Source organism: Cellulomonas sp., assembly GCF_036279715.1.
Taxonomy (GTDB): Bacteria; Actinomycetota; Actinomycetes; order Actinomycetales; family Cellulomonadaceae; genus Cellulomonas_A.
On record NZ_DASUIR010000018.1, the window covers coordinates 1 to 21,862 of the forward strand.

At 72.6% G+C, this 21,862-nt stretch carries 25 protein-coding genes and 4 tRNA genes; 10 read left to right on the plus strand and 19 right to left on the minus strand.

Features of this window, described 5'->3' with window-relative positions; all coding sequences use genetic code 11:
* From rplA to VFW79_RS01525, 5 genes are all read right to left on the minus strand, one after another.
* On the minus strand, positions 1 to 501 hold a 501-nt coding region (rplA, locus tag VFW79_RS01505; RefSeq protein ID WP_329675551.1), incomplete at its 3' end, for a 50S ribosomal protein L1.
* A 146-nt stretch (positions 502 to 647) separates the two neighbouring features.
* On the minus strand, positions 648 to 1,079 hold the full coding sequence (gene rplK / locus VFW79_RS01510; RefSeq protein WP_329675552.1) for a 50S ribosomal protein L11: 432 nt from the start codon (positions 1,077 to 1,079) through the stop codon (positions 648 to 650).
* An 80-nt stretch (positions 1,080 to 1,159) separates the two neighbouring features.
* On the minus strand, positions 1,160 to 1,969 hold the full coding sequence (nusG, locus tag VFW79_RS01515) for a transcription termination/antitermination protein NusG (RefSeq protein WP_329675553.1): 810 nt from the start codon (positions 1,967 to 1,969) through the stop codon (positions 1,160 to 1,162).
* A 76-nt stretch (positions 1,970 to 2,045) separates the two neighbouring features.
* Positions 2,046 to 2,333, minus strand: a complete 288-nt coding sequence (gene secE / locus VFW79_RS01520; protein WP_329675554.1) for a preprotein translocase subunit SecE — start codon at positions 2,331 to 2,333, stop codon at positions 2,046 to 2,048.
* Between the two features lie 105 nt (positions 2,334 to 2,438).
* Positions 2,439 to 2,511, minus strand: a tRNA-Trp gene (locus tag VFW79_RS01525).
* A 283-nt stretch (positions 2,512 to 2,794) separates the two neighbouring features.
* On the opposite strand from VFW79_RS01525, the gene VFW79_RS01530 reads away from it, so the two are divergent.
* The 7 genes from VFW79_RS01530 to VFW79_RS01560 all read left to right on the plus strand — a co-directional run bounded on the left by VFW79_RS01530 (position 2,795) and on the right by VFW79_RS01560 (position 9,492).
* Entirely contained in the window at positions 2,795 to 4,033 is a 1,239-nt protein-coding gene (locus tag VFW79_RS01530) for a pyridoxal phosphate-dependent aminotransferase (protein ID WP_329675555.1), read from the plus strand.
* An 84-nt stretch (positions 4,034 to 4,117) separates the two neighbouring features.
* Positions 4,118 to 4,678, plus strand: a complete 561-nt coding sequence (locus tag VFW79_RS01535) for a hypothetical protein (protein WP_329675556.1) — start codon at positions 4,118 to 4,120, stop codon at positions 4,676 to 4,678.
* The gene (locus VFW79_RS01540; protein ID WP_329675557.1) at positions 4,675 to 6,198 is read left to right on the plus strand and encodes a sensor histidine kinase; all 1,524 of its coding nucleotides are present in this window, start codon (positions 4,675 to 4,677) and stop codon (positions 6,196 to 6,198) included. The genes VFW79_RS01535 and VFW79_RS01540 overlap by 4 nt, the downstream gene beginning before the upstream one ends.
* Positions 6,195 to 6,887, plus strand: coding sequence for a response regulator transcription factor (locus tag VFW79_RS01545; protein WP_329675558.1), 693 nt, complete (start codon positions 6,195 to 6,197; stop codon positions 6,885 to 6,887). The genes VFW79_RS01540 and VFW79_RS01545 overlap by 4 nt, the downstream gene beginning before the upstream one ends.
* Before the next feature lie 53 nt (positions 6,888 to 6,940).
* Positions 6,941 to 7,963 (plus strand): adenosine deaminase, encoded by a 1,023-nt coding sequence (locus tag VFW79_RS01550; RefSeq protein ID WP_329675559.1) that lies wholly within the window; start codon positions 6,941 to 6,943, stop codon positions 7,961 to 7,963.
* Between the two features lie 99 nt (positions 7,964 to 8,062).
* The gene (locus VFW79_RS01555; RefSeq protein WP_329675560.1) at positions 8,063 to 9,022 is read left to right on the plus strand and encodes a hypothetical protein; all 960 of its coding nucleotides are present in this window, start codon (positions 8,063 to 8,065) and stop codon (positions 9,020 to 9,022) included.
* Positions 9,019 to 9,492, plus strand: a complete 474-nt coding sequence (locus VFW79_RS01560; RefSeq protein ID WP_329675561.1) for a GntR family transcriptional regulator — start codon at positions 9,019 to 9,021, stop codon at positions 9,490 to 9,492. The genes VFW79_RS01555 and VFW79_RS01560 overlap by 4 nt, the downstream gene beginning before the upstream one ends.
* Here VFW79_RS01560 and VFW79_RS01565 read toward each other — a convergent pair.
* From VFW79_RS01565 to VFW79_RS01590, 6 genes are all read right to left on the minus strand, one after another.
* Positions 9,399 to 10,529 (minus strand): hypothetical protein, encoded by a 1,131-nt coding sequence (locus tag VFW79_RS01565; protein WP_329675562.1) that lies wholly within the window; start codon positions 10,527 to 10,529, stop codon positions 9,399 to 9,401. The two genes, VFW79_RS01560 and VFW79_RS01565, sit on opposite strands and share 94 nt — an antisense overlap.
* Complete coding sequence (locus VFW79_RS01570; RefSeq protein ID WP_329675563.1) at positions 10,526 to 11,140, minus strand: sigma-70 family RNA polymerase sigma factor; 615 nt, start codon at positions 11,138 to 11,140, stop codon at positions 10,526 to 10,528. The genes VFW79_RS01565 and VFW79_RS01570 overlap by 4 nt, the downstream gene beginning before the upstream one ends.
* 78 nt (positions 11,141 to 11,218) lie before the next feature.
* On the minus strand, positions 11,219 to 11,713 hold the full coding sequence (locus VFW79_RS01575) for a peptidase inhibitor family I36 protein (protein WP_329675564.1): 495 nt from the start codon (positions 11,711 to 11,713) through the stop codon (positions 11,219 to 11,221).
* Between the two features lie 78 nt (positions 11,714 to 11,791).
* A complete protein-coding gene (locus VFW79_RS01580) occupies positions 11,792 to 12,883 on the minus strand; it encodes a UDP-N-acetylmuramate dehydrogenase (protein ID WP_329675565.1) in 1,092 nt (363 codons plus the stop codon).
* Entirely contained in the window at positions 12,880 to 14,100 is a 1,221-nt protein-coding gene (locus tag VFW79_RS01585; protein ID WP_329675566.1) for an MFS transporter, read from the minus strand. Before VFW79_RS01585 ends, VFW79_RS01580 begins: the two co-directional genes overlap by 4 nt.
* A 32-nt stretch (positions 14,101 to 14,132) precedes the next feature.
* Positions 14,133 to 15,584, minus strand: coding sequence for an MFS transporter (locus VFW79_RS01590; RefSeq protein ID WP_329675567.1), 1,452 nt, complete (start codon positions 15,582 to 15,584; stop codon positions 14,133 to 14,135).
* A 208-nt stretch (positions 15,585 to 15,792) separates the two neighbouring features.
* Here VFW79_RS01590 and VFW79_RS01595 point away from each other — a divergent pair, with 208 nt between their 5' ends.
* Complete coding sequence (locus VFW79_RS01595; protein ID WP_329675568.1) at positions 15,793 to 16,863, plus strand: LacI family DNA-binding transcriptional regulator; 1,071 nt, start codon at positions 15,793 to 15,795, stop codon at positions 16,861 to 16,863.
* Between the two features lie 46 nt (positions 16,864 to 16,909).
* On the opposite strand, the gene VFW79_RS01600 is transcribed toward VFW79_RS01595, so the two are convergent.
* The 5 genes from VFW79_RS01600 to VFW79_RS01620 all read right to left on the minus strand — a co-directional run bounded on the left by VFW79_RS01600 (position 16,910) and on the right by VFW79_RS01620 (position 18,268).
* Positions 16,910 to 17,338 (minus strand): MaoC family dehydratase, encoded by a 429-nt coding sequence (locus tag VFW79_RS01600; RefSeq protein ID WP_329675569.1) that lies wholly within the window; start codon positions 17,336 to 17,338, stop codon positions 16,910 to 16,912.
* A complete protein-coding gene (locus VFW79_RS01605) occupies positions 17,335 to 17,784 on the minus strand; it encodes a MaoC family dehydratase N-terminal domain-containing protein (RefSeq protein WP_329675570.1) in 450 nt (149 codons plus the stop codon). Before VFW79_RS01605 ends, VFW79_RS01600 begins: the two co-directional genes overlap by 4 nt.
* Positions 17,785 to 17,806: 22 nt before the next feature.
* On the minus strand, positions 17,807 to 17,977 hold the full coding sequence (gene rpmG / locus VFW79_RS01610; RefSeq protein WP_158274455.1) for a 50S ribosomal protein L33: 171 nt from the start codon (positions 17,975 to 17,977) through the stop codon (positions 17,807 to 17,809).
* 79 nt (positions 17,978 to 18,056) lie between these two features.
* A tRNA-Met gene (locus VFW79_RS01615) sits at positions 18,057 to 18,130 on the minus strand.
* A gap of 65 nt (positions 18,131 to 18,195) precedes the next feature.
* Positions 18,196 to 18,268, minus strand: a tRNA-Thr gene (locus VFW79_RS01620).
* A 255-nt stretch (positions 18,269 to 18,523) separates the two neighbouring features.
* Between VFW79_RS01620 and VFW79_RS01625 the strand changes: the two genes are divergently transcribed.
* Positions 18,524 to 18,727 carry a hypothetical protein gene (locus VFW79_RS01625; RefSeq protein ID WP_329675571.1) on the plus strand — a complete coding sequence of 68 codons (204 nt, stop codon included), beginning with the start codon at positions 18,524 to 18,526 and terminating at the stop codon, positions 18,725 to 18,727.
* 86 nt (positions 18,728 to 18,813) lie between these two features.
* Here VFW79_RS01625 and VFW79_RS01630 read toward each other — a convergent pair.
* Positions 18,814 to 18,895, minus strand: a tRNA-Tyr gene (locus VFW79_RS01630).
* A gap of 194 nt (positions 18,896 to 19,089) precedes the next feature.
* Between VFW79_RS01630 and VFW79_RS01635 the strand changes: the two genes are divergently transcribed.
* On the plus strand, positions 19,090 to 19,587 hold the full coding sequence (locus tag VFW79_RS01635) for a YajQ family cyclic di-GMP-binding protein (RefSeq protein ID WP_329675572.1): 498 nt from the start codon (positions 19,090 to 19,092) through the stop codon (positions 19,585 to 19,587).
* On the opposite strand, the gene VFW79_RS01640 is transcribed toward VFW79_RS01635, so the two are convergent.
* Complete coding sequence (locus tag VFW79_RS01640; protein WP_329675573.1) at positions 19,584 to 20,831, minus strand: FAD-dependent oxidoreductase; 1,248 nt, start codon at positions 20,829 to 20,831, stop codon at positions 19,584 to 19,586. The genes VFW79_RS01635 and VFW79_RS01640 overlap by 4 nt on opposite strands.
* 116 nt (positions 20,832 to 20,947) lie before the next feature.
* Complete coding sequence (htpX, locus tag VFW79_RS01645) at positions 20,948 to 21,808, minus strand: zinc metalloprotease HtpX (RefSeq protein WP_329675574.1); 861 nt, start codon at positions 21,806 to 21,808, stop codon at positions 20,948 to 20,950.
* Positions 21,809 to 21,862 lie beyond the last annotated feature (54 nt).

Consider the following 21,862-nt stretch of genomic DNA (forward strand, 5'->3'; position numbering starts at 1 on the left):
GTGCTTGTCGACACGGAACGCGATCTTTCCGCCCTTGATGTCCTGGATGGCCTTGGTGACGTCCATCGTCACGGTGCCGGTCTTGGGGTTCGGCATCAGACCGCGCGGGCCGAGGACGCGGCCGAGCCGGCCCACCTTGCCCATCAGGTCCGGAGTCGCCACGACGGCGTCGAAGTCGGTGTAGCCCGCGGCGACCTTGTCGATGAGCTCGTCGCCGCCCACCTCGTCGGCGCCGGCGGCGCGCGCCTCCTCCGCCTTCTCACCGTTGGCGAAGACCAGGACCCGGGCGGTCTTGCCGGTGCCGTGCGGGAGGTTGACGGTGCCGCGCACCATCTGGTCGGCCTTGCGGGGGTCGACGCCGAGGCGGAACGCGACCTCGACGGTCGCGTCGAACTTCGCCGGGTTGGTCGCCTTCGCGAGCCGGACGGCCTCGAGGGGCGCGTAGAGGGCGGTGGCGTCGATCTGCTCGGCGCCCTTGCTGTAGGCCTTGCTGCGCTTCATCGCTGTCTCCTCGCAGAGATCGTGGAGGTCGTGGTCGGACGGGCCGCGCTCGGCCCTGCCACGTGGTGCTGGGTGGTGGTGCGGGTGGTGCTGGTCGTGCAGGTGCTGGTGGTGCGGGTGCGGTCGGCGTACGCCGGTCGCGGACGTCAGTCGCTGACGGTCACGCCCATCGAGCGCGCGGTGCCCTCGATGATGAGCATCGCGTTGTCGATGTCGTTGGCGTTGAGGTCGGCCATCTTGGTCTCGGCGATCTCGCGGACCTGCGCCTTGGTGATGGTGGCGACCTTGGTGGTGAGCGGGTTGGCCGCACCCTTCTCCACGCCGGCGGCCTTGAGGATCAGGCGGGCGGCCGGCGGGGTCTTGAGCACGAAGTCGAAGCTGCGGTCCTCGTAGACCGTGATCTCGACGGGGATGATCTGCCCGCGCTGCGACTCGGTGGCCGCGTTGTACGCCTTGCAGAACTCCATGATGTTGACGCCGTGCTGACCCAGGGCGGGTCCGATCGGCGGCGCCGGCGTGGCAAGCCCAGCCTTGATCTGGAGCTTGATCAGGCCGGTGACCTTCTTCTTGGGAGGCATGTCGGGTCCTTATTCGTGAACTTCGGTGTGACTTGCGGCCGACGACGCCGCGCGACGCCATCGGTGGTCCTGGTCGTTCGTCAGATCTTGGCGACCTGGCTGAACGACAGCTCGACCGGGGTCTCCCGGCCGAAGATCGAGACGAGCACCTTGAGCTTCTGGTTCTCAGGGTTGATCTCGGAGATGGTCGCGGGCAGCGTGTCGAAGGGGCCGTCCGTCACGGTCACCGACTCGCCGATCGTGAAGTCGACCTTGATCTCCGCGCTCGCACGTGCCGCCTGAGCAGCCGTCTTGGGCTCGAGCGACGGGGCGAGCATCGAGAAGACCTCGTCGAGCGTGAGCGGCACGGGCTGGTGGGTGTGGCCCACGAAACCGGTGACGCCCGGTGTGTGGCGCACTGCGCCCCACGACTCGTCGGTCAGGTCCATGCGCACGAGGACGTACCCGGGGATCCGGACGCGGCGCACGATCTTGCGCTGCGCGTTCTTGATCTCCGTGACCTCCTCCATGGGGACCTCCACCTGGTGGATGTAGTCCTCCATGTTCAGGCTCTGGGTGCGGTTCTCCAGGTTCGCCTTCACGCGGTTCTCGTACCCCGCGTAGGAGTGGATGACGTACCAGTCCCCGGGCTGCGAACGCAGCTGGGCCTTGAACGCCGCGACCGGGTCCTCGTCGACGTCGGGCTCGTCCTCGACCGGCTCGGCCGACTCCTCGGCGGGCTCGGTGGCCTCCTCGGCTGCAGCCTCGTCCGAGACCTCCGCCTCGGGGGCGTCGGCGTCGGCGTCGGAAGAACCTTCGGCGGGCCCCTCGACCGCCCGGGCCGACGCCAAGGCGTCCTCGAGCTCCGTCTCGGCAGCGCCCTGCTCGGGCTCCTGCGACTCATACGACACTGCGAACCTGCTTTCCTTAAGACCGTCTGTGCTGCGGGGGGCGGCCGGCTTCCCGACCGACCGATGGTGCTGTGGATCAGCGGCTGAAGATCAAGAACGTCAGCTTGCCGATGCCGAAGTCGACGACCGTCACGAATGCCATGACGATCGCGACGAAGACCAGGACGACCCCGGTGTAGGTGATGAGCTCCGAGCGGGTCGGACGCACGACCTTCTTCAGCTCGGCGATCACCTGACGGACGAACAGGACGATGCGCGCGACGAGCCCAGCGCGCTCGGACCCGCGGCGCGCGGGCTTGGGACGCTCGGCGCGCTGGGCGGAGCCCTCGGCGTCGGACGCCGCTGCTGGTGCGGTGTCGCTCACAGCTGTCCCCTACGTCTCGTCGTGTGCCGTGCGCCCGCCCGGCAGGACTGCCGGAGGGTCGCACGCATCCGACGCGGATGGCCGTCGGACCGTGATGTGCATGCGCAGGGCAGGCGAGACTCGAACTCGCAACCGCCGGTTTTGGAGACCGGTGCGCTACCAATTGCGCCACTGCCCTACGACGGCCTTCACCACCATGACGGGCGCTCCCCGGCGACCGGCGGGCTCCCGAAGACCGGGTCCTGCCGATGCGCGGGCATGGCTCATCATGGCGGACGTCAACCGCCGGGGGTTCACTCTACGCGAGAGGTGGCCCACGGTCGAACCCGCTCGGGCGAACCCGGTCGGCTGCGGGCCTGCCCGCTGCGAGCCCGTCGACGCGATCCCGCGCGGGATGGTCCGGGATGGTCCGGGATGGTCACGGTCGGCGCCGGGCGCGCCAGGTCTGCCAAGATGTGGGGGTGAGCCAGAACACGCCTGCACAGCCTGCCTTCACCCCGCACCCCCGCGTCTCCGCGCGCATCGCGGCCATCGCCGAGTCCGCGACGCTCGCCGTCGACGCGAAGGCCAAGGCGCTCAAGGCCGCCGGGCGACCCGTCATCGGCTTCGGCGCCGGCGAGCCCGACTTCCCGACGCCTGACTACATCGTCGAGGCCGCCGTCGCTGCTGCGAAGGACCCCGCGAACCACCGCTACACGCCGGCCGCGGGACTGCCCGCGCTCCGCGAGGCGATCGCCGCCAAGACGCTGCGCGACTCCGGCTACGAGGTCAGCCCCGGCCAGGTTCTCGTCACGAACGGCGGCAAGCAGGCCGTCTACCAGGCGTTCGCGACCGTCGTCGACCCGGGCGACGAGGTGCTGCTGCCCGCGCCCTACTGGACGACGTACCCGGAGGCCATCCGGCTCGCAGGCGGCGTGCCCGTCGAGGTGTTCGCGGGCGACGAGCAGGGCTACCTCGTGACGGTCGACCAGCTCGAGGCCGCCCGGACCGAGCGCACCAAGGCACTCCTCTTCTGCTCGCCGTCGAACCCGACGGGCGCGGTGTACTCGCCCGAGCAGACGGCAGCCATCGGCCGGTGGGCCCACGAGCACGGCATCTGGGTCCTCACCGACGAGATCTACGAGCACCTCACGTACGACGACGCGGTGTTCACGCCGATCGTGCGCGCGGTCCCCGAGCTGGCCGACACGACGATCGTGCTCAACGGCGTCGCGAAGACCTATGCGATGACCGGCTGGCGGGTGGGCTGGATGATCGGGCCCATGGACGTCATCAAGGCCGCGACGAACCTCCAGTCGCACCTGACGTCCAACGTCGCGAACGTCTCGCAGCGGGCCGCCATCGCCGCGGTGAGCGGCGACCTGTCCGCGGTCGAGATGATGCGGACGGCGTTCGACCGTCGCCGGCGGACGATGGTCGAGATGCTCGCTCAGATCGACGGTGTCCGGATCCCCGTGCCGCGGGGCGCGTTCTACGCCTACCCGTCGGTCGCCGGTGTCCTCGGCCGCACGATCCGTGGCGTGACGCCGACGACATCGGCCGAGCTCGCGACGCTGATCCTCGAGCAGGTCGAGGTCGCCGTCGTGCCAGGCGAGGCCTTCGGTCCCAGCGGTTTCCTGCGCCTGTCCTACGCGCTCGGCGACGACGACCTCGTCGAAGGTGTGTCCCGGATCCAGTCGCTCCTGGGCGAGGCCGAGTAGACCGGACCTGTTTCGGTCGCCGGTCGTCATCGGTGCACCGACGGTTCCTACGGATCTGTCCGAAACCCCCGATACTGTCTAGTCGTGTCACAGACTCGGAGCATCGTCGCAAGCGGTACCGCCGCCGTCGTGCTGCTCGGGTTCGGCACATGGATCCTCTTCGCTGACCCGTCGCGCATGAGCGAGCTCGGCGGGCCGCTCGTCGTCACGAACGCCACCGAGACAGATCCGCCGCCCTCCGCATCCCCCGCGGCGACCACCGGACCGACTCCAGCCGGCACCGCGCTCGCCGTGCCGCCGGCCCGGCAGGTGACACGGCCGGCTGCGGCCGCGTCACCGTCGGCCTCGTCGGGCGACGACGTCGGCGCGCTCACGACGACATCCGCCGCGTCGCCGTCGCCCGACGACACCATGACGTCGAGCTCCCCGCGCGCCAACGGCAAGCCCGCCAACGGCTCTGACAAGACCTCGCCCGGGTCGGGCCGGGACGATGCCGCCACACCGGGCCCGACCAGCCCGGGCACCGCCGAAACCTCGAGCACCTCGGGCACCTCGGGCACCTCGGGCACCTCGGGCACCTCGACCAGCAACGTCGACGAGAGCCATGGGTGGTTCACCGTGAGCCCGCCATGGGCGCGCCGATGAGACGCCGCCACCACCACCGCGCGCCCGCAGCTCCGCGCCGCGCCCGCAGGCATCTGACGGTCCGCGCGCGGGTGCTGTCGGCGGTGCTCCTGCTTGCCGCGCTCGCCGTTCTCATCGCAGGTGCGGCTGCCTCTGCGCTCCAGGCGCAACGCACCGATGCTCGCATCGACGACTCGCTGCGCCGCGCGGTCGACATCCTGCGTACCGCAGCGGCCTCGGGTCCACAGCCGGAGACTGCCCAGGCCGAGTTCACGACGGTCGAGGACCTCCTGCACGACGCAGTCCAGCGCCGCGGGCTCACCGAGAACGAGGGCGTGATCGCGTTCCTCGACGGCGCACCGCACTGGCTCGCCTCCAGCTCGGTCCCGCTGCGGCTCGAGGCGGACGCCCAGCTGGTCCGGGTCCTCGGCGCGATCCCGCCCGGCTCGGCGGTCGAGCTCCGCACCGTCACCACAGCAGTGACGCAGTACCGGCTCGTCGCCATCCCCGTCGCCGTCACAGGTGACCCGCACACCGGGCTGTTCGTCGTGGCGGTCGACAGAGGCGCTGAGGTCGCGCGCCTGACCTCGACCTACGCGACGTACGCGATCGTGACGATCGGCTCGCTGATGATCATCGCGGTCGTCGCCTGGCTCGTCGTCGGGCGCCTGCTCAGCCCGGTCCGAGTGCTCCGCGACACCGCCCGGCAGATCACCGAGTCGGACCTGTCCGAGCGGATCCCGGTCACGGGGAAGGACGACCTCTCCGATCTCGCCCGGACCGTCAACGACATGCTCGACCGCCTCCAGAGCGCCTTCGGCTCGCAGCGCGAGCTCCTCGACGACGTCGGGCACGAGCTTCGTACGCCCTTGACGATCGTGCGTGGGCACCTCGAGCTGCTCGACCCGGACGACCCAGACGACGTGCGGGCCACCCAGGCGCTCGCGCTCGACGAGCTCGACCGGATGCGCAGGCTCGTCGACGACCTCGTGACGCTCGCCACCGCCGACCGCCCCGACTTCGTCCGCCCCGCACCGACCGATGTCGGCCGGCTCACCGACGACGTGCTCGACAAGGCGCGCGGGCTCGGCCGGCGCCGGTGGCAGGTCGCGGCGCGCGCCGACGCGACGGTCTGCGTCGACTCGCAGCGGATCACGCAGGCGTGGCTGCAGCTCCTCGCGAACGCGGTGCGGTTCTCCGCCGAGGGCACCACGATCCGCATCGGGAGCGAGGTCACGAGCGACCGCGTGCTGTTCTGGGTCCGCGACGAAGGTCCCGGCGTCCCGGCCGACGAGGTGGACGCCATCTTCGAGCGGTTCCAGCGCGGACGCGCGGATCGGACGGGGCGCCGGGTCGACGGCGGCGTCGGGCTCGGGCTCCCGATCGTTGCTGCGATCGCCGCGGCCCACCACGGCACCGTCCGTGTGGAGGAGCCGCCCCACGCCTCGGGCACCGGGGCCGTCTTCGTTCTCGACCTGCCAGCCGTCGGGCTCGCGCTCGGCGGTCGATTCACGGACATCGAGGTGTTGGAGCAGAGATGACACAGATCCTCATCGCCGAGGACGAGGAGCGCATCGCTGCGTTCATCGCCAAGGGCCTGCATGGCGCCGGCTTCGAGACGACGGCTGTCCCCACGGGTGGGGAGGCCCTCGCGCTCGCCCGGACCGGCGACTACGCGCTGCTGATCCTCGATCTCGGCCTGGCCGACATGGACGGGTTCGACGTGCTGCGCCGACTCAGGGAGACCGGCGACCAGACCCCCGTCCTCATCCTCACCGCGCGCAGCTCCGTCACGGACACCGTGGCCGGTCTCGAGCAGGGCGCCGATGACTACATGGCCAAACCGTTCCGCTTCGAGGAGCTCCTCGCCCGGGTACGGCTCCGCCTGCGGCCACCGCCGAGCGCCGATGAGGTCACGACCCTCGCGTACGGCTCGCTCCAGCTCAACCTGCAGACGCGGCGGATGCGTGTGGGCGACCGCGAGGTCGACCTGTCGGCTCGCGAGTTCGCGCTCGCTGAGACGTTCCTGCGGCATCCCGGCCACGTCCTGAGCCGCGAGCAGCTGCTGTCGCTGGTGTGGGGGTACGACTTCGACCCCGGGTCGAACGTCGTGGACGTCTACGTGCGATACCTGCGCAAGAAGCTCGGCGCGGAGCACTTCGACACCATCCGGGGGGTCGGCTACCGCCTCGTCGACGCCTCGGCGCAGCCGGTGACGTCCGACGGCTGACCACGGACGGACGGGAGTCCTGGCGTACGCACGCCGCCTGGCACACTGACGGCGTGCGTGACGTAGCCCTCCTCCCCAAGGCGCACCTTCACCTGCACTTCACCGGGTCGATGCGCGTGCCGACCCTGGCGGCGCTCGCGGCGGCACGCGGGGTGCGGCTCCCGCCCGCGCTGCTCGACGGCGACCCGCTGCGAGTCCCGGCCGACGAGCGCGGCTGGTTCCGGTTCCAGCGGCTCTACGACGCTGCGCGTGCGTGCGTGCGGAGCGAGGACGACCTGCGTCGCATCGTCGCGGAGGCCGCCGCCGACGACGCCGCGGAGGGGTCGGGCCGCCTCGAGATCCAGGTCGACCCGACGTCCTACGCTCCCTACGTCGGAGGCATCACCCCCGCGCTCGAGATCGTGCTCGACGCGGCACGCGCGGCGAGCGAGGCGAGCGCGATCGAGGTCGGCGTCATCGTCGCGGCGTCCCGGATGCGGCACCCGCTCGAGGCCCGGACGCTGGCACGGCTCGCGGCGGCGCACGCGGGCGACGGGCCGGGCCAGGTCGTGGGGTTCGGTCTGAGCAACGACGAGCGTCGCGGCGAGACGTCCGAGTTCGCGGCGGCGTTCGCGGTCGCCCGTCGCGCAGGGCTCACGCTCGTGCCGCACGGCGGCGAGCTGCTCGGGCCGGCCCACATCCGTGCCGTGCTCGACCACCTCGCTCCCGACCGCCTCGGGCACGGCGTCCGCGCGGCGGAGGACCCGGCCGTCCTCGCGCGCATCGTCGAGCGCGGTGTCGCGCTCGAGGTCTGCCCCGCCTCCAACGTCTCGCTCGGCGTGTACCGCCACGCGGCGGACGTCCCGCTCCGCCACTTGGTCGAGGCCGGCGCGACGGTCGCGCTCGGCGCCGACGACCCGCTGCTGTTCGGCTCGCGGCTCGTCGCCCAGTACGAGGCCGCTCGCGACGTGCACGGGTTCGGCGACGTCGAGCTCGCCGACCTGGCACGGGGGTCGATCCGGGCGAGCCGCGCCTCGGACGCGACGCGGGCCCGCCTGCTCGCGGGAGTCGACGCCTGGCTGGCCGCTCCGGCCTGACGCAGGACGCGCCGGCTCGGCACACCCGTAGCCACCCGCTTGACATCCGACCGGCACCGCGATTGTATCAATGTACTAACTCATTGATCGGAGCACGTCATGCCGGTGGCCGTCCTCGCTCTCCTCGTCCTGCTGCCGCTCGCCCTCGCCGTCGTGGTCGCCCTGGTCGTGATCGCCCTCGCCCACCGGCCGAGCGGTCGCGAGCAGCTGGCCACCCCCAGCTCGGCACTCGCCGCCGCGCGCCGTCACGCCGGGGGCATCGACGCGCTCGCCTGGGTCGGCCTCGTCGCGGCCCTGGTCGTGATCCAGGCGCTCACCCCCTCCCTCACGAGCGGGCTCGGCACCGGGGTGCTCATCGGCCTCACACCGACCCTCGCGGGGGCGACCTTCCTGGCCGTGCAGTCCGTCGGCGAGCTCACGTGGCCGCGTCCGAGCGGGTCGGTACGGCGCGCGCCCCTCACGCCGCGGACCGTGCGCACCATCGCGCCCGTCGGGCTGCGTCGACTCACCTGGGCGTGGGCCGGCGGGCTCGCCCTGGTGCTCGTCGCGTGCGGCGTGGCCTCCGGCAACGGTCGCGACATCGAGCGGGTGTGGGACGCGTCGTCGTCGAGCGCCGCGGGTCCGTTCCCCGGCTGGTTCTTCGGCGCCCCGCTCCTCGCCGCGACGGCCGTCGTCGTGGTGGCGACCGAGATCGTCCTGCGGCTCGTCGCACGGCGTCCGGCCGTGGTGGACACCGCGCCGGCCGACGACCTCGCGCTGCGCACCCTGTCGTCCCTGCGCGTCCTGCGGGGCGCCCAGCTGGTGCTCGCGTGGACCCTCGCCGGCGTCCTTCTCGTCGCCGGGAGCGCCCTGCGCAGCGTCGGGACCATCGAGGTCGACGGGGTCGCCCGCGCGAGCGTCGGTCTGGTCGCGGGTGGCACGACCCTGCTGCTGCTCGGCGTCGCGGTCGCGGTCGCCGGACCCGTGACGATCCTGCTCACCGCGATCGCCGCACCGGCTCGGGGAGCCACGGCCGCAGCTCGCGTGCTGAACGCCACCAGCGGTCCGGTCGTCTCATGAGCCTCCTCCTCGAGGTCGACCTCGCCTCGAGCGTCCCCGTGTTCGAGCAGATCCGGCTCCAGGTGGTCGCGCACGTCGCGGCCGGACGGCTCACGCCCGGCGACCACCTCCCCACGATCCGTGCGCTCGCGACCGACCTGGGCGTGGCCGCGGGGACGGTCGCGCGCGCCTACCGTGAGCTGGAGGCGGCTGGTGTCGTCACGACCCGGCGCCGAGCCGGGACGACCGTGGCGGCAGGCGTCGCGTCGGCCGATGCCGCCGGTCAGCAGGCCGCGCGGGCCTACGTCGCCACGGTCCGGGCCGCCGGCCTGTCCGACGAGGCGGCCCTCGCGCTCGTCCGCGGCGCCCTCATGCGACATGAGCCGGGGCTCGACGCTCAGGTGCCCCGCGACAGCCCCACGGGGTCGACGACCCAGGCCTCCTCGAGGAACGCCACGAAGCCGACGACCGCCGGTGCCGCAACGCCGTAGCCGGCGTCCTCGGAGAGCAGCACCTGCTCGACCCCGACGAGTGCGGCCGTGACCGGATCGATCAGCAGGATGGTGCGCACCGGGGCCTTGACGTCCACGGCCGTCGTCACGGCGACGTCGTCGCGCCCCGCCCGGTCGGTGACGTGACCGAGCGTGATGATCGTCGGATCCGCGGCGAGCAGCGACCACAGCGCCGCGTCGACCTGACCGGCGACGACCGCGTCGTCGTGGATCCGGGCGACGCCGTCGAGCAGGCACGGCGCAGCAGGCTGGTCCGGTGCGACGCACCCGGCGCGCTCGAGGAGCGTCGCGCGCAACGCGTCGGGTCCGATGCTCGCCAGCGCCTCGACGCCGGGAGCGCGGCTCGACCCGGGTCCGTACTGCTCGATCCCGTCGCTCGTGCTCCCGTCGGCAGCCTGCCCGTCGCGGGGCACGGTGAACGTCCCGTTGAGCAGGAGCGGCTCGCCCGACTGCGTCGACCGGCGCAACGTACCGTCCGGTGAGACCCACGTCAGCACCGCGCTCGGCACCACCGCAGCTCCGCTCTCGTCACCGCCCTGCACCGAGACGAAGGTCCACCGCTCCGAGCGCACGTACTGCAGCTCGCCGGCGCGGGGGGGCTCCGCGCGCCCCGCGGCCACGGTCGCGAGCCCGGTGAGGACCGGCGCCCCCGCGGCACCGACCGCAGTCGCGATGTCGCCGTCTGCCACGAGGTCGTAGCGCAGCGGTGGTGGCATCGTGGCGACTGCTGCCGGGGCCGCGGGGTTCACGACGATCCCGATCGCGACGAGGATGCACGCGGCCATCGCGCCCAGACCGACCCGACGCTGGGTGCGGTAGCGGCCGGCCCCGCCGCGCGCGGCCGCCCGCACGTCGCCGGGGATCCGCGCCGACCCCGGGTCCGGGACGTCCGCGATGATCCGCGCGAGGGCCTGGCGTCCGGCAGCTCGCTCGTCGGAACCCTCGACGACCCGCTCGGGGACGGGGTTCGTCCCGTCCAGCAGGCGTCGGACGCGGAGGAGCTCGGCGTCGTTCATCGCCGCGGCGGAACTGCCGGGAGACCCCGGCCGTCGGTGTCGGGACCGCCCGCGGTGTCACTCGCGGGGTCGCTCGGGATGGTCGGCTCGGCGCCGCCGTCGTCGTCCGGGTGCCCGGCCCGCATGAGCAGCTCGAGCCGGCGGCGGGCCCGGTGCAGGCGCATCGCGGCGGCGGTCGACGAGCAGCCCAGGACGCGGGACAACCCTGTCAGGTCGAGACCGTCCCAGGCGACGAGCTGGAGGATCTCCTGGTCGCGAGGGGCGAGCCGGCGCATCGCGGTGGAGGCGGCCATGCGGTCGGCGACGATCGACGCGGGGTCGAGCTCGACCATCGGGACACCCGCGGCGAGCCCGGCGCGGATCCGCACGTCGAGATGGGCGGCCCGGAGCCGGGCGCGCTGCGAGTTCGCGAGGAGGTTGCGGGCGACCACGATCAGCCAGGCGCACCGGCCGTCCCGGTCGGCCGGAAGGACGTCACCGCGGTGCCAGGCGATCGCGAGCGCCTGGGATGCGATGTCCTCCGCGACGTGCCAGTCCGTGCGTCGCGCGGCATACCCGAGCACGACGGGGTACAGGTCAGCGAACATCGCTGCGAACTGGTCCTCGTCCACGCCCCGCCTCCCCGTCGCGTCGAGTCTAGGGGGCAGGGTCCGCACTGCTCCCGGGGCTGGCCGAGGGGACAAGGGGCGCTAGCAGATCGTCGTCGTGGTGCTCTGGTAGACCGACCGGGCTGCGCTCAACCAGCCCGAGACCGCGGGGTTCGACGCCCCGGGCACGGCGCACGTGCTGTGACCGCCGCCGCCGACCGTCTCGTAGAACGTCGCCCGCTTCTCGTACCGGTTCGCGTACGAGCCGATCGAGAACGACGGCAGCGGGATGTACTGCCCGGGCAGCCGGTACTGCATGAGGGTGCCCGCGTAGAACGGTGAGCTCCAGACGCACGTGTACCCCGTGCGGCAGTCGCTGATCGACAACGTCCCGACCTCGGCGGTCGTGACGAGGATCGCGCCGCCGGCCTGGCTGGTCGTGGTGACGACCCGCTCCCCCGGCGGGACGGTCGGGGACCCGCCGTCGGCCGCGACCGAAGGGGATGCGAGAACGAGCGTGGCGAGGGCCAGCGCCGCCGCCGCGACGGGGCGTCGAGCGACCGAGCCGCGCGCGCCGATCCGCGTGAGAAGTCCCATACCTCTTCATGTCCGGCACGGCGCTCAGATCACCGCAGCCGGTTGTGACCTGCGCCACACACGGCGGCGCCGGGCCCGTCAGAGCGTTGCGCCGACCAGCACCGGCTCGGGCTCGAGGGCGATCCCGAACGACGCGGCCACACCGTCCCGGATCGTGCGGGCGAGCGCCAGGACGTCCTGCGCGCGCGCGCCGCCGCGATTCGTGAGCGCGAGCGTGTGCTTGGTCGACACAGCGGCGGGCCCTGGCAGCCCGTACCCGCGACCGAAGCCCGCCCGCTCGATGAGCCATGCCGCACTCGTCTTGGTCATGCCGCCGCCTGCCGGGTAGCGCGGCGCGTCGTCGGGCAGCAGGGCGGCGTCCGCCGCGGTGAGCACCGGGTTGGTGAAGAACGAGCCCGCGCTCGAGGTGTCGGGGTCGGTCGGGTCGAGGACCATGCCCTTGCCCGCCCGCAGCGCGAGCACCGCGGCGCGCACGTCGGCCAGGGGCGCCCGCTCGCCGACGGCGATGTCGAGGGCCTTGGCCAGCTCGGCGTACGCGATCGGCGCGGACAGCGGACCGACGCGCAGCTGCAGCGTCACGTCGAGCACCACGTAGCGCGGCGTCGGCGACCACGGTGAGCGCGGGTCGGCCGGGTCGACGCGCATGGAGCGCTTGAGCAGCGAGGTCCGGTACCCGAACGCGAGGTCGACGAACGCGAGCGTCCGCACCCGTCCGCGCGCCCGGTCCCACGTCCGCACGGTCGCGATCGACTGCGCGACCTCCTGGCCGTAGGCCCCGACGTTCTGCACCGGGGTCGCACCCGTCGACCCGGGGATGCCGGACAGCGCCTCGACGCCGTACAGCCGCGTCCCGACGGCGTGCGCGACGACGTCGTCCCACGGGGTGCCCGCCGGCACGAGGACCGTCACGCCCGCGCACGCCGAGTGGTCCGGGGTCGTCACACCGGTGCGCAGGTCGCGGACGACGACGCCGTCGAAGCCCGCGTCGGACACGAGAACGTTCGAGCCGCCGCCGAGCACGAGCAGCGGCTCGCCCGCGTCGTCGGCCGACCGCACCGCCTCGATCAGCTCGGCCTCGCTCGACGTCTCCACGTACCGGCCCGCCGGTCCGCCGACCCGCAGGGTCGTGAGCTCCGCGAGCGTCGGGGTGGTCCGGGTCGAGGTCGTCACTGCGTCAGGTTAGCCCGGACGGGTGCGGCCGCCCGGATGACGCCCAGTCCGATGACGACCGGGATCGCGATCGCGAGCAGCGCGTGGCGGTAGCCCACGTGCTGCGCCAGCATCCCCAGCAGGGGCGGTCCCGCGAGGAACGCCGAGTAGCCGATGGTCGAGACGACGCTCACGCGGGCCGCAGCTCGCAGCGGGTCGTCGCTCGCCGCGCTCATCCCGACGGGGAAGCCGAGCGCGGCGCCCATCCCCCACAGCACCACCCCGACGAGCGCGAGCCACATCATGTCCTCGCTGACCAGGGCGAACAGCAGCAGACCGGCGAGGGCGAGACCCGAGCACAGGCGCAGGACGACGACGCGCCCGTACCGGTCGAGCAGCCGCGTCCCGAGGAACCGCATCGCCGTCATCGCGGTCACGAACAGCCCGAACGTCAGCGCACCCACGGCGTTGTCCTTGCCGAAGCCGTCGACGACCGCGAGCGCGACCCAGTCGTTGGCCGACCCCTCGGTCAGGGCGGCCGCCAGCACCACCAGCCCGATGAGCAGCGTGCGACCCTCGAGCCAGGCACCGAACGCGCGGCGCAGGCGACCCTCGGAGGGCGCGTGCAGGGTCGGCTCGCCCTCGTGCGCCCGCGCACCGTGACCGGTCGGCGTCGGGAGGAACTGGCGCACGGCCCACACGACCCCGAGCGTGGTCAGGACCAGCACGACGGGCAGGTGCACGACGACGGGCACGTGCAGCCACGCAGCGATGGCCGCGACGCCCGCCGCTGCCGCCGTGCCGACCGAGAACCCCGCGTGGTAGCGCGGCATGACCGTGCGACCCAGGCGCTGCTCGACGATCGCGCCCTCGAGGTTCATCGCGGCGTCCCAGACCCCGGTCCCCACGCCGTACATCACGAGGCCGATGCCGACGACGACGATCTGCCCCGTCGCGACACCGACGGACGCGAGCGTGAGGCCCGACGCGTTGAGGATCGCGAACCCCAGCACCGTTCGCGGGGCTCCGAGCCGGGTCACGAGCAGGCCCGAGAGGGGCAGCGCGAGCAGCGAGCCGATCGAGCCGATGAGCAGCAGCACGCCGATCCGGCTCGGCGTCAGGCCGAGGCCGTCACGCACCGCGGGCAGGCGGGCGGCCCAGCTCGAGAAGTTGAAGCCGTTGAGCACGAAGACGGCGAACACCGCGCGCGAGGCGGCCCGCACGGCGGGATCGGTCATGGTGCGAGCCGACGTCCGGGCCGGCGCCGCGGTCACGACCGGCCCGCCGGGCTCGGCACAGCACGGGGCCGGGGCAGGGCTGCCGGCAGCGGTTCGGCGGTCACGGCTGGCGAGGGGCTCATGGCGGTCACACCTGTCGACGAGGTCATGGCGGTCACAGCGTCGAGTGTGCCCTGTTCGGGGCGGCCGACCGAGCGCGCGAGGAGCACGCTCACGACCATGGCCGCCGTGATGAGCAGCAGCGCATGGCGGATCCCGATCGACTGCGCGACCAGGCCGAGCAACGGGGGCGCCGCGAGCGACGCCACCGAGGAGAACGCGGAGATCACGGACACACGCGCCGCGGCGCGCATCGGGTCGTCCGATGCCGCCGCGATGCCGATCGGGAAGGCCAGGGCGGCACCGAAGCCCCAGGCCATCGCCCCGGCACCCGCGACGAGCAACGTCGGCGCAAGACCGAACAGCAGCAGGCCGGCCAGCGCGACGAGGCCCGAGACCCGCAGGACAGCGACGCGACCGAAGCGGTCGATGAGGCGCGTGCCGAGCAGGCGCACGAGCGTCATCGACCCGATGAAGACTGCCAGCACGACCGCACCGACGGCTTCCGCACGCCCGAACCCGTCGACCACCGCGAGCGAGAGCCAGTTGTTGGCGGAGCCCTCCGAGAGGGCGGCCGCCATGATGACGGCGCCGATCAGGAGGGTCCGCGGCTCGCGCCACGCGTCGAGCGCTGAGGCGAGTCCCCGACGACGCGAAGGAGGGCCCGGCACGACGGGGCTCGGCGCGGCAGCGTCCGGGACCGCGAGCTCCGACGCGGTGAGGTCGGTGCGCCGCGCCGCGACGCCCGTGTCGAGGATGACGTGGGAGAGCGAACCGAGGCGCCAGGCGAGCGCGACGACGGCTGTGACGCCGAGCTGGACGGTCAGGGGCACTCCCCCGTGCGACGCGAGCCCGCCGAGCCCTGAGCCGACGACCGCGCCGATCGAGAACGCCGCGTGGAAGTGCGGCAGCATCGTCCGGCCCATGCGCCGCTCCACAGCCGCCGTCTCGACGTTCAGCGGAACGTTGCACAGCGCGAACGACATGCCGTTGAGCATCACGCCGACGACGAGCATCGCGACCGAGCCGACCGTCGGCCCGATCCCCATGAACACGTACGCGACCGTGAAGCCGGCGGTCGAGACCACCAGGACGCGTCGTCCGCCGAACCGCGTCACGAGCGCTCCGGCGAGCATCACCATGACCAGCGAGCCGGCCGAGCCCGCGAGCAGCACGGTCCCGAGCTGCCCGGTCGACAGGCCGAGCTCGTCACGCACGGTCGGGAGGCGCGCGAGCCAGCTCGAGAACGTCAGCCCGTTGAGGGCGAACAGCCCCAGGAGCAGCAGGCGAGCGCGTGCGACGACGGGATCGCGTGGTGCGGCGGGGGCGCTGCCGGGGACGGGAAGGACCGCGCTCGAGGTGCGCGCCGTACTGCCGAGACTCACGAGACAACTCACGATCTGCTGAGGAGGGCGTCGGTGCGCCCGGTAAGTGGCGTGTCGAATCGATTCGATACCGACATGATTGTGCGCGTACGCTGACCGCTGCGTCAACCAGAACCGCCGTCACACCAGATTCGCCGTCGGACACACGCCGCGCTCCACTCGGCGCACCCGGACCGACGGCCCGAGACCACCGGAGGCGTTGGGTCCCGTGTCGAACCCCCGCCCGACCCTGGCCGACGTCGCGTCGAGCGCCCGAGTGTCCGTCTCTACGGCGTCGCTGGCGTTCTCGGGCGCCGGGCCCATCGCCGCCGAGACGCGCCGTCGTGTGCTCGCCGCCGCCGAGGAGCTCGGCTACAGCGGACCCAACCCGCTCGGACGCCAGCTCCGCAGCGGCCGCTCCGGGATCGTCGGCGTCATCATCGGCGACGCCCTGCGCCGGTCGTTCCGGGACCCGGTCTCGGTCCAGACGCTCGACGGCCTCGTGAGCACCCTCGGGCCGCTCGGTCTCGGGGTGCTGCTCGTGCCCGGCTCGACCGCCCCCGGTGCGCCTGCGGTCGACCCGCTCGTCGAGTCCGCCGCGATGGATGTCGCCGTGATCATGTGGGGCGGGTCGATCGGGGACCCGGTCCTCGCGGCGCTCCGACGCCGAGGGACCCCCACGGTCCTCGTCGAGGGTGCACCGGAGGAGGGCGTCGCGGCGATCGGCATCGACGACCGCGCGGGGATCGCGCGGCTCGGTACGTACCTGCTCGAGCTGGGCCACACGCGCATCGCGACCGTCACGCTCGCCTTTGGCCACGACCGCCGTGAGGGGTTGGCCGACGCCGACCGGATCGCCGACATCGAGTGGGCGTACACCCGCCGCAGACTCCAAGGGCTCGGTGACGCGGGCATCACCCCGGTCGCGATCTGGGAGACACCCGCCTCCCTCGTCGAGCACGGCACCGCAGCGGGCCGCGCGCTGCTCACCTCGGCCGAGCCACCGACAGCGATCATCGCCCAGTCGGACCTGCTCGCCGCAGGCGTGGTGCTCGCGGCTCGGGAGCTCGGGCTCCGCGTCCCTCAGGACGTCTCCGTGGCCGGGTTCGACGGTCTCGACCTGCCCTGGCTCGCGCCCGACGTCCTGACGAGCGTCTCGCAGCCGCTCGCCGAGAAGGGTGCCGCCATCGGGCGCGCGGTCGAGGCTCTCCTCGCAGGCACCATGCCTGCACCCCAGCTCCTGCCGGTGACGCTGCGCCCCGGGACCACGACAGGACCGCCGCCTCAGCACCGCTCCTGACCGCCTCAGCGAGGCGACGCCTCACCGAGGCGGGCCGGGCGGACGCCTACAGCCGGACGACCGCCTGCGCCTTGCCGAGGACGCGGACGCCGTCGCACGTCGCGGTCAGGTCGAGCCGGACCGTGCCGGCGTCGACGTCGACCACACCGACCGTCGCGACCACCTCGACGGTCGCGGAACCCGGGTCGGGGACGGGGACGGGGCGCGTGAACCGCACCTGGTAGTCGACGACCGCACCCGGGTCGCCTGCCCAGTTGGCGACGACCGACGAGACGGCACCCATCGTCCACATGCCGTGCGCGATGACGCCTGGCAGGCCGACCTCGACGGCGACCCGCTCGTTCCAGTGGATGGGGTTGAAGTCCCCGCTCGCCCCCGCATACCGCACGAGGCGCGCGCGGTCGACGGTGATCTGACGGCGGACGACCTCGTCGCCGACGGACAGCTGCGCGATCGCTGGGCGGAGGTCCGTCATGAGCCCTCGCCCCGCACCGCGAGGGTCGAGATGACGGTGGCGACCGGGGCGCCGTCGTCCGCGGCGATCTCGGCGCGGGTGGTGACCATGGCGAGGCCGGCCCGCTCGGTGATCGAGTCGACGTGCAGGACCGTCACGAGGCGATCGCCCGCGTGGATCGGGCGGTGGTGCGTGAACCGCTCGTCGGCGTGCACGACGCGGCTGAAGTCGATCCCGGCGTCGGGGTCCTCGAGCAGCTGCGCCTCGGCGCGCTGAGCGACGACGACCGCGAACGTCGGAGGAGCGATGACGTCGGGGTAGCCGAGTGCGCGGGCTGCCGCCGGATCGCTGTGCGCCGGGTGCGAGGCGCCGACGGCCTGGGCGAACTCGCGGATCTTCTCGCGGCCGACCTCGTAGGCGTCGTTCGGCGGGTACTCGCGCCCCGCGTACTCAGCGTTGACCCGCACGGCCTGAGGTACCGAGCTCAGCTCAGCGGGTCTCGCGGTGCAGCGTGTGGCGCTTGTCGCGCGGGCAGAACTTCGACAGCTCGAGGCGGTCGGGGTCGTTCCGGCGGTTCTTCTTCGTGATGTAGTTCCGCTCCTTGCACTCGGTGCAGGCGAGCGTGATCTTCGGGCGGACGTCCGTGCTCTTGCTTGCCATGGTCTTGTCACCTCTCGCGCCGAAGCGCAACGTACCGGTCTGCGCGCGCCGGCCGACGCGCGGATCTGTCCTGTGGCGGTAGCGGGAGCGGGACTCGAACCCGCGACACCACGATTATGAGCCGTGTGCTCTAACCACCTGAGCTACCCCGCCTTGTATCGATGCGCAGGGGCCGCTTCACGGACGAGCCGTGACACGAACCCCCGACACACCAACAGAGCCCCGAAAGGGAATCGAACCCTTGACCTTCTCCTTACCATGGAGACGCTCTGCCGACTGAGCTATCGGGGCAGCGCGAGCAAGATTACACGGCCGCAGGCGCGCCAGCGAAATCGGCCCCTCGGACCGGGCCGCACCTGGTCCGATCGACCTGCTGCAGACGTGCGGTCCCGCCCCGTGGCCACCCCCGCGCCCCGCGCTCGACAGCCGCATCGTGAGACGCGTCGGGGGCCAGGAGGGTGATGTTCACGCCGTCGGCTGCCCCGGCCGGGTGAAGTCCCCCGCTTCCCCTGTGAACTGGACATCTGGCTACGGAAGAGTACGCGGGTGCCTATCGACGACGCGCTCCACGTGGAGATCACCGACGCCGACGTGCGCGCGGCCAAGAAGGACTGGATCGCCGCACGTGACGGGGTCGACCCCGACCGGGACGTCGAGCGTGCCCTCTGGTACTACAAGCGCCTCATCTCGACCCAGGCGCAGCAGATCGCCGACGAGGTCCGCAAGCCCGGCTACCGCCGGCACTCGTGATCGCCTGAGGACCGGCCTCACCGGCTGACCGACTCCGCACGACGAACGGGGCGCCCTCTCATCGAGAGGACGCCCCGTTCGTTCTGTGGCGGGTGAGGGATTCGAACCCCCGTAGGCGTTGCCAGCTGATTTACAGTCAGCCCCCTTTGGCCACTCGGGTAACCCGCCAAGGTTGTGTGCAGTTGTCTCACCGTTGCCTCTCACGCAGGCACGTCGCCCGCACTGACTGGCAGTGCAGCGCCGCGCACAGCGTGCGGGTGGAAGGATAGCAACTCCAGCGGGGTGCTCGCGCAGCATCCCGGCACGCAGACTTCTCGCACCACGACCCGACCCGCCCCGTGCGGTTCGACAGGGAGGACACCATGGCGAGCGAAGCGTCGTTCGACGTCGTCAGCAAGGTCGACCGCCAGGAGGTCGACAACGCGCTCAACCAGGCCGCCAAGGAGGTCGCGCAGCGGTACGACTTCAAGAACATCGGCGCGTCGATCGGCTGGAGCGGCGACAAGATCCTCATGGTCGCGAACTCCGAGGAGCGCGTGCTGGCGATCCTCGACGTGCTGCAGGGCAGGCTCATCCACCGCGGGATCTCGTTGAAGTCGCTCGACACGGGCGACGGCAAGCCGCGCCCGTCCGGCAAGGAGTTCCGCCTCGAGGCCTCGCTCAAGGAGGGCCTCAGCAGCGAGGTCGCCAAGAAGATCGGCAAGCTCGTGCGCGACGAGGGCCCCAAGGGCGTCAAGTCGACCATCACGGGCGACGAGGTGCGCATCTCGGCGAAGAGCCGCGACGACCTCCAGGAGGTCATCGCGCTGCTCAAGGGGGCGGACCTCGACGCCGCCCTGCAGTTCACGAACTACCGCTAGACCTCGACCGGCTCTGGCGCCACGGCCCCCGCGCCGAACCGGGCGAGCGCGAACGCCCCGAGGTCTACCCCCGGCACCTCGGGGCGCACCCCGGTCGCCAGGTCGGCGAGCACCTGCCCGATGCCCGGCGTGAACGTGAAGCCGTGGCCCGAGAACCCGGCCCCGATCACGACCGGGCCGATGCGGTCGAGCAGGAACCGCTCGTCGGGGGTCGTCGTGGAGGTGTATTTGATCGGCGCGGGCGCGTCGGCGTCGAGTCCCGGGAACCACTCCCGCACGTACGCGCGCAGCTCGGCGAGCCGACCGGGCTCGGCCGTGACGTCGCGGGTGTCGGGGTCGACGACCGGACCGGTGCCGTGGTGACCGACCTTCACGCCCTCACCGGGCGTGTGGTGGCCGTACGTGCCGCTGCCCGGGTAGCCGCCGTCGGGCGCGTCCGGCAGGCGGGCCTCGGCGTGCGCGGCCGGGTCGACGCGGTGGATGAAGCTGGGCCACGCGTCGCCGTCGACGAGCGCCGGGTCACGCACCGGGAAGTGCGCGGGCTGCTCCTGGGTCACGACGAGTGACGGCAGCACGTCGAACCCGGGCACGCCCGCGAGCAGACCCGCCGTCCAGGCACCGCCGGCCACGACGACCGCGCTCGCCCGGAGCTCGCTCACGACCTCCTCGGAGTGCGGCGGCTGGTCGACGACGTGCACGACGGCTCCCCCGTCGGCCCTCACCTCGATGCCCGTCACACGCACGTGGTGACGCACCTCGGCTCCGTGCCGGGCTGCCTGCGCCTGGAGCGCCGCGACCGTCCGGTCGGCGTGCGCGAGCCCCGCGACCTTCTGCACGACGACGCGGTCGTCGAACCGCATCCCGGGCCAGCGGCCCTGCGCCTCCGGACCGGTCAGATACTCGAAGGGGACCCCGCACACGAGCAGCGTCTCGACGAGGCCCCGCAGCGCGCGGACGGGCCCGTGGTCGACGCACCCGTTGAGGGTCAGCAGCTGGTCGCCCGACTCCTCCTGGAGCACGTCCCACCACCGGAGCGCGAGCTGGGCGAGCCGCACGTGCCCGACGTCGGCGTACCCGAGCCGGAAGACGCGCCCCGCGCCGTGCGAGGCGCCGCGCGTGTGCCCGGGACCGAACTGCTCGACGAGCGTGGTCGGCACGCCCCGGCGCGCGAGCGCCCACGCCGTGGCCGAGCCCATGGCTCCCCCACCGACGACGACCACCCGTTCGTCGCGCGGCCCGTCCACCTGTGCTCCGACTGCTCCGACCACGCGTTCGCCCGCCCCTCGTCGCCCACCGATGGCGGCACGCTAGCGTGCGTCCGGGTTGTCCTGGTACGTCTGCTCACCAGGAGGACTCAGGTTCAGTACGGCGGCAGGCCCGCCATGCGCTGGAGCCGGTCGATGCGATCGGCCATCGGCGGGTGCGTGGCGAAGAGTCGCGCGACCCCGGTGGCCTTGAACGGGTTGGCGATCATCAGGTGCGAGACGTCGACGAGCTTCTGGTCGCGCGGCAGCGGGGCGGCCTGCGTGCCACGCTCAAGCTTGCGTAGGGCCGAGGCGAGAGCGAGCGGGTCGCCCGTGAGGCGTGCGCCGTCCTCGTCCGCGTCGTACTCGCGGGTGCGGCTGATCGCGAGCTGGATCATCGTGGCGGCCAACGGCGCCAGGAGCGCCATCGCGATGCCGGCGATGGGGTTGGCGTTGCGCCGGTCGCCGCCCCCGAAGAACATGAGGAACTGCGCGATCGAGGTGATGACGCCGGCCACGGCCGCCGCGACGGACGACGTGAGGATGTCCCGGTTGTAGACGTGCGTCAGCTCGTGCCCGAGGACCCCGCGCAGCTCGCGCTCGTCGAGCAGGGCCAGGATGCCCTCGGTGCAGCACACCGCGGCGTTGCGCGGGTTGCGGCCCGTGGCGAACGCGTTGGGGGCTGCCGTCGGTGACACGAACAGGCGCGGCATCGGCTGGCGCGCCGCTGTCGAGAGCTCACGCACGATCCGGTACATGCCGGGCTGCTCGAGCTCGCTCACGGGGACGGCATGCATCGCGCGGATCGCGATCTTGTCCGAGTTCCAGTAGCTGTAGGCCGTCATGACGACACCCAGGCCCGCGAACAGGAAGATGTACCGGCCCCGCCCGACCGAGGCGCCGAGCGCCAGCAGCACGACCCACAGCACGCCGAAGAGCGCTGCGGTCTTCAGACCGTTGAGATGACGGTGCCCCATGGGAACGTCCCTGCTCCTTGCGAACCGAGGCCCACGCGGATGCGGGCGTCTGAC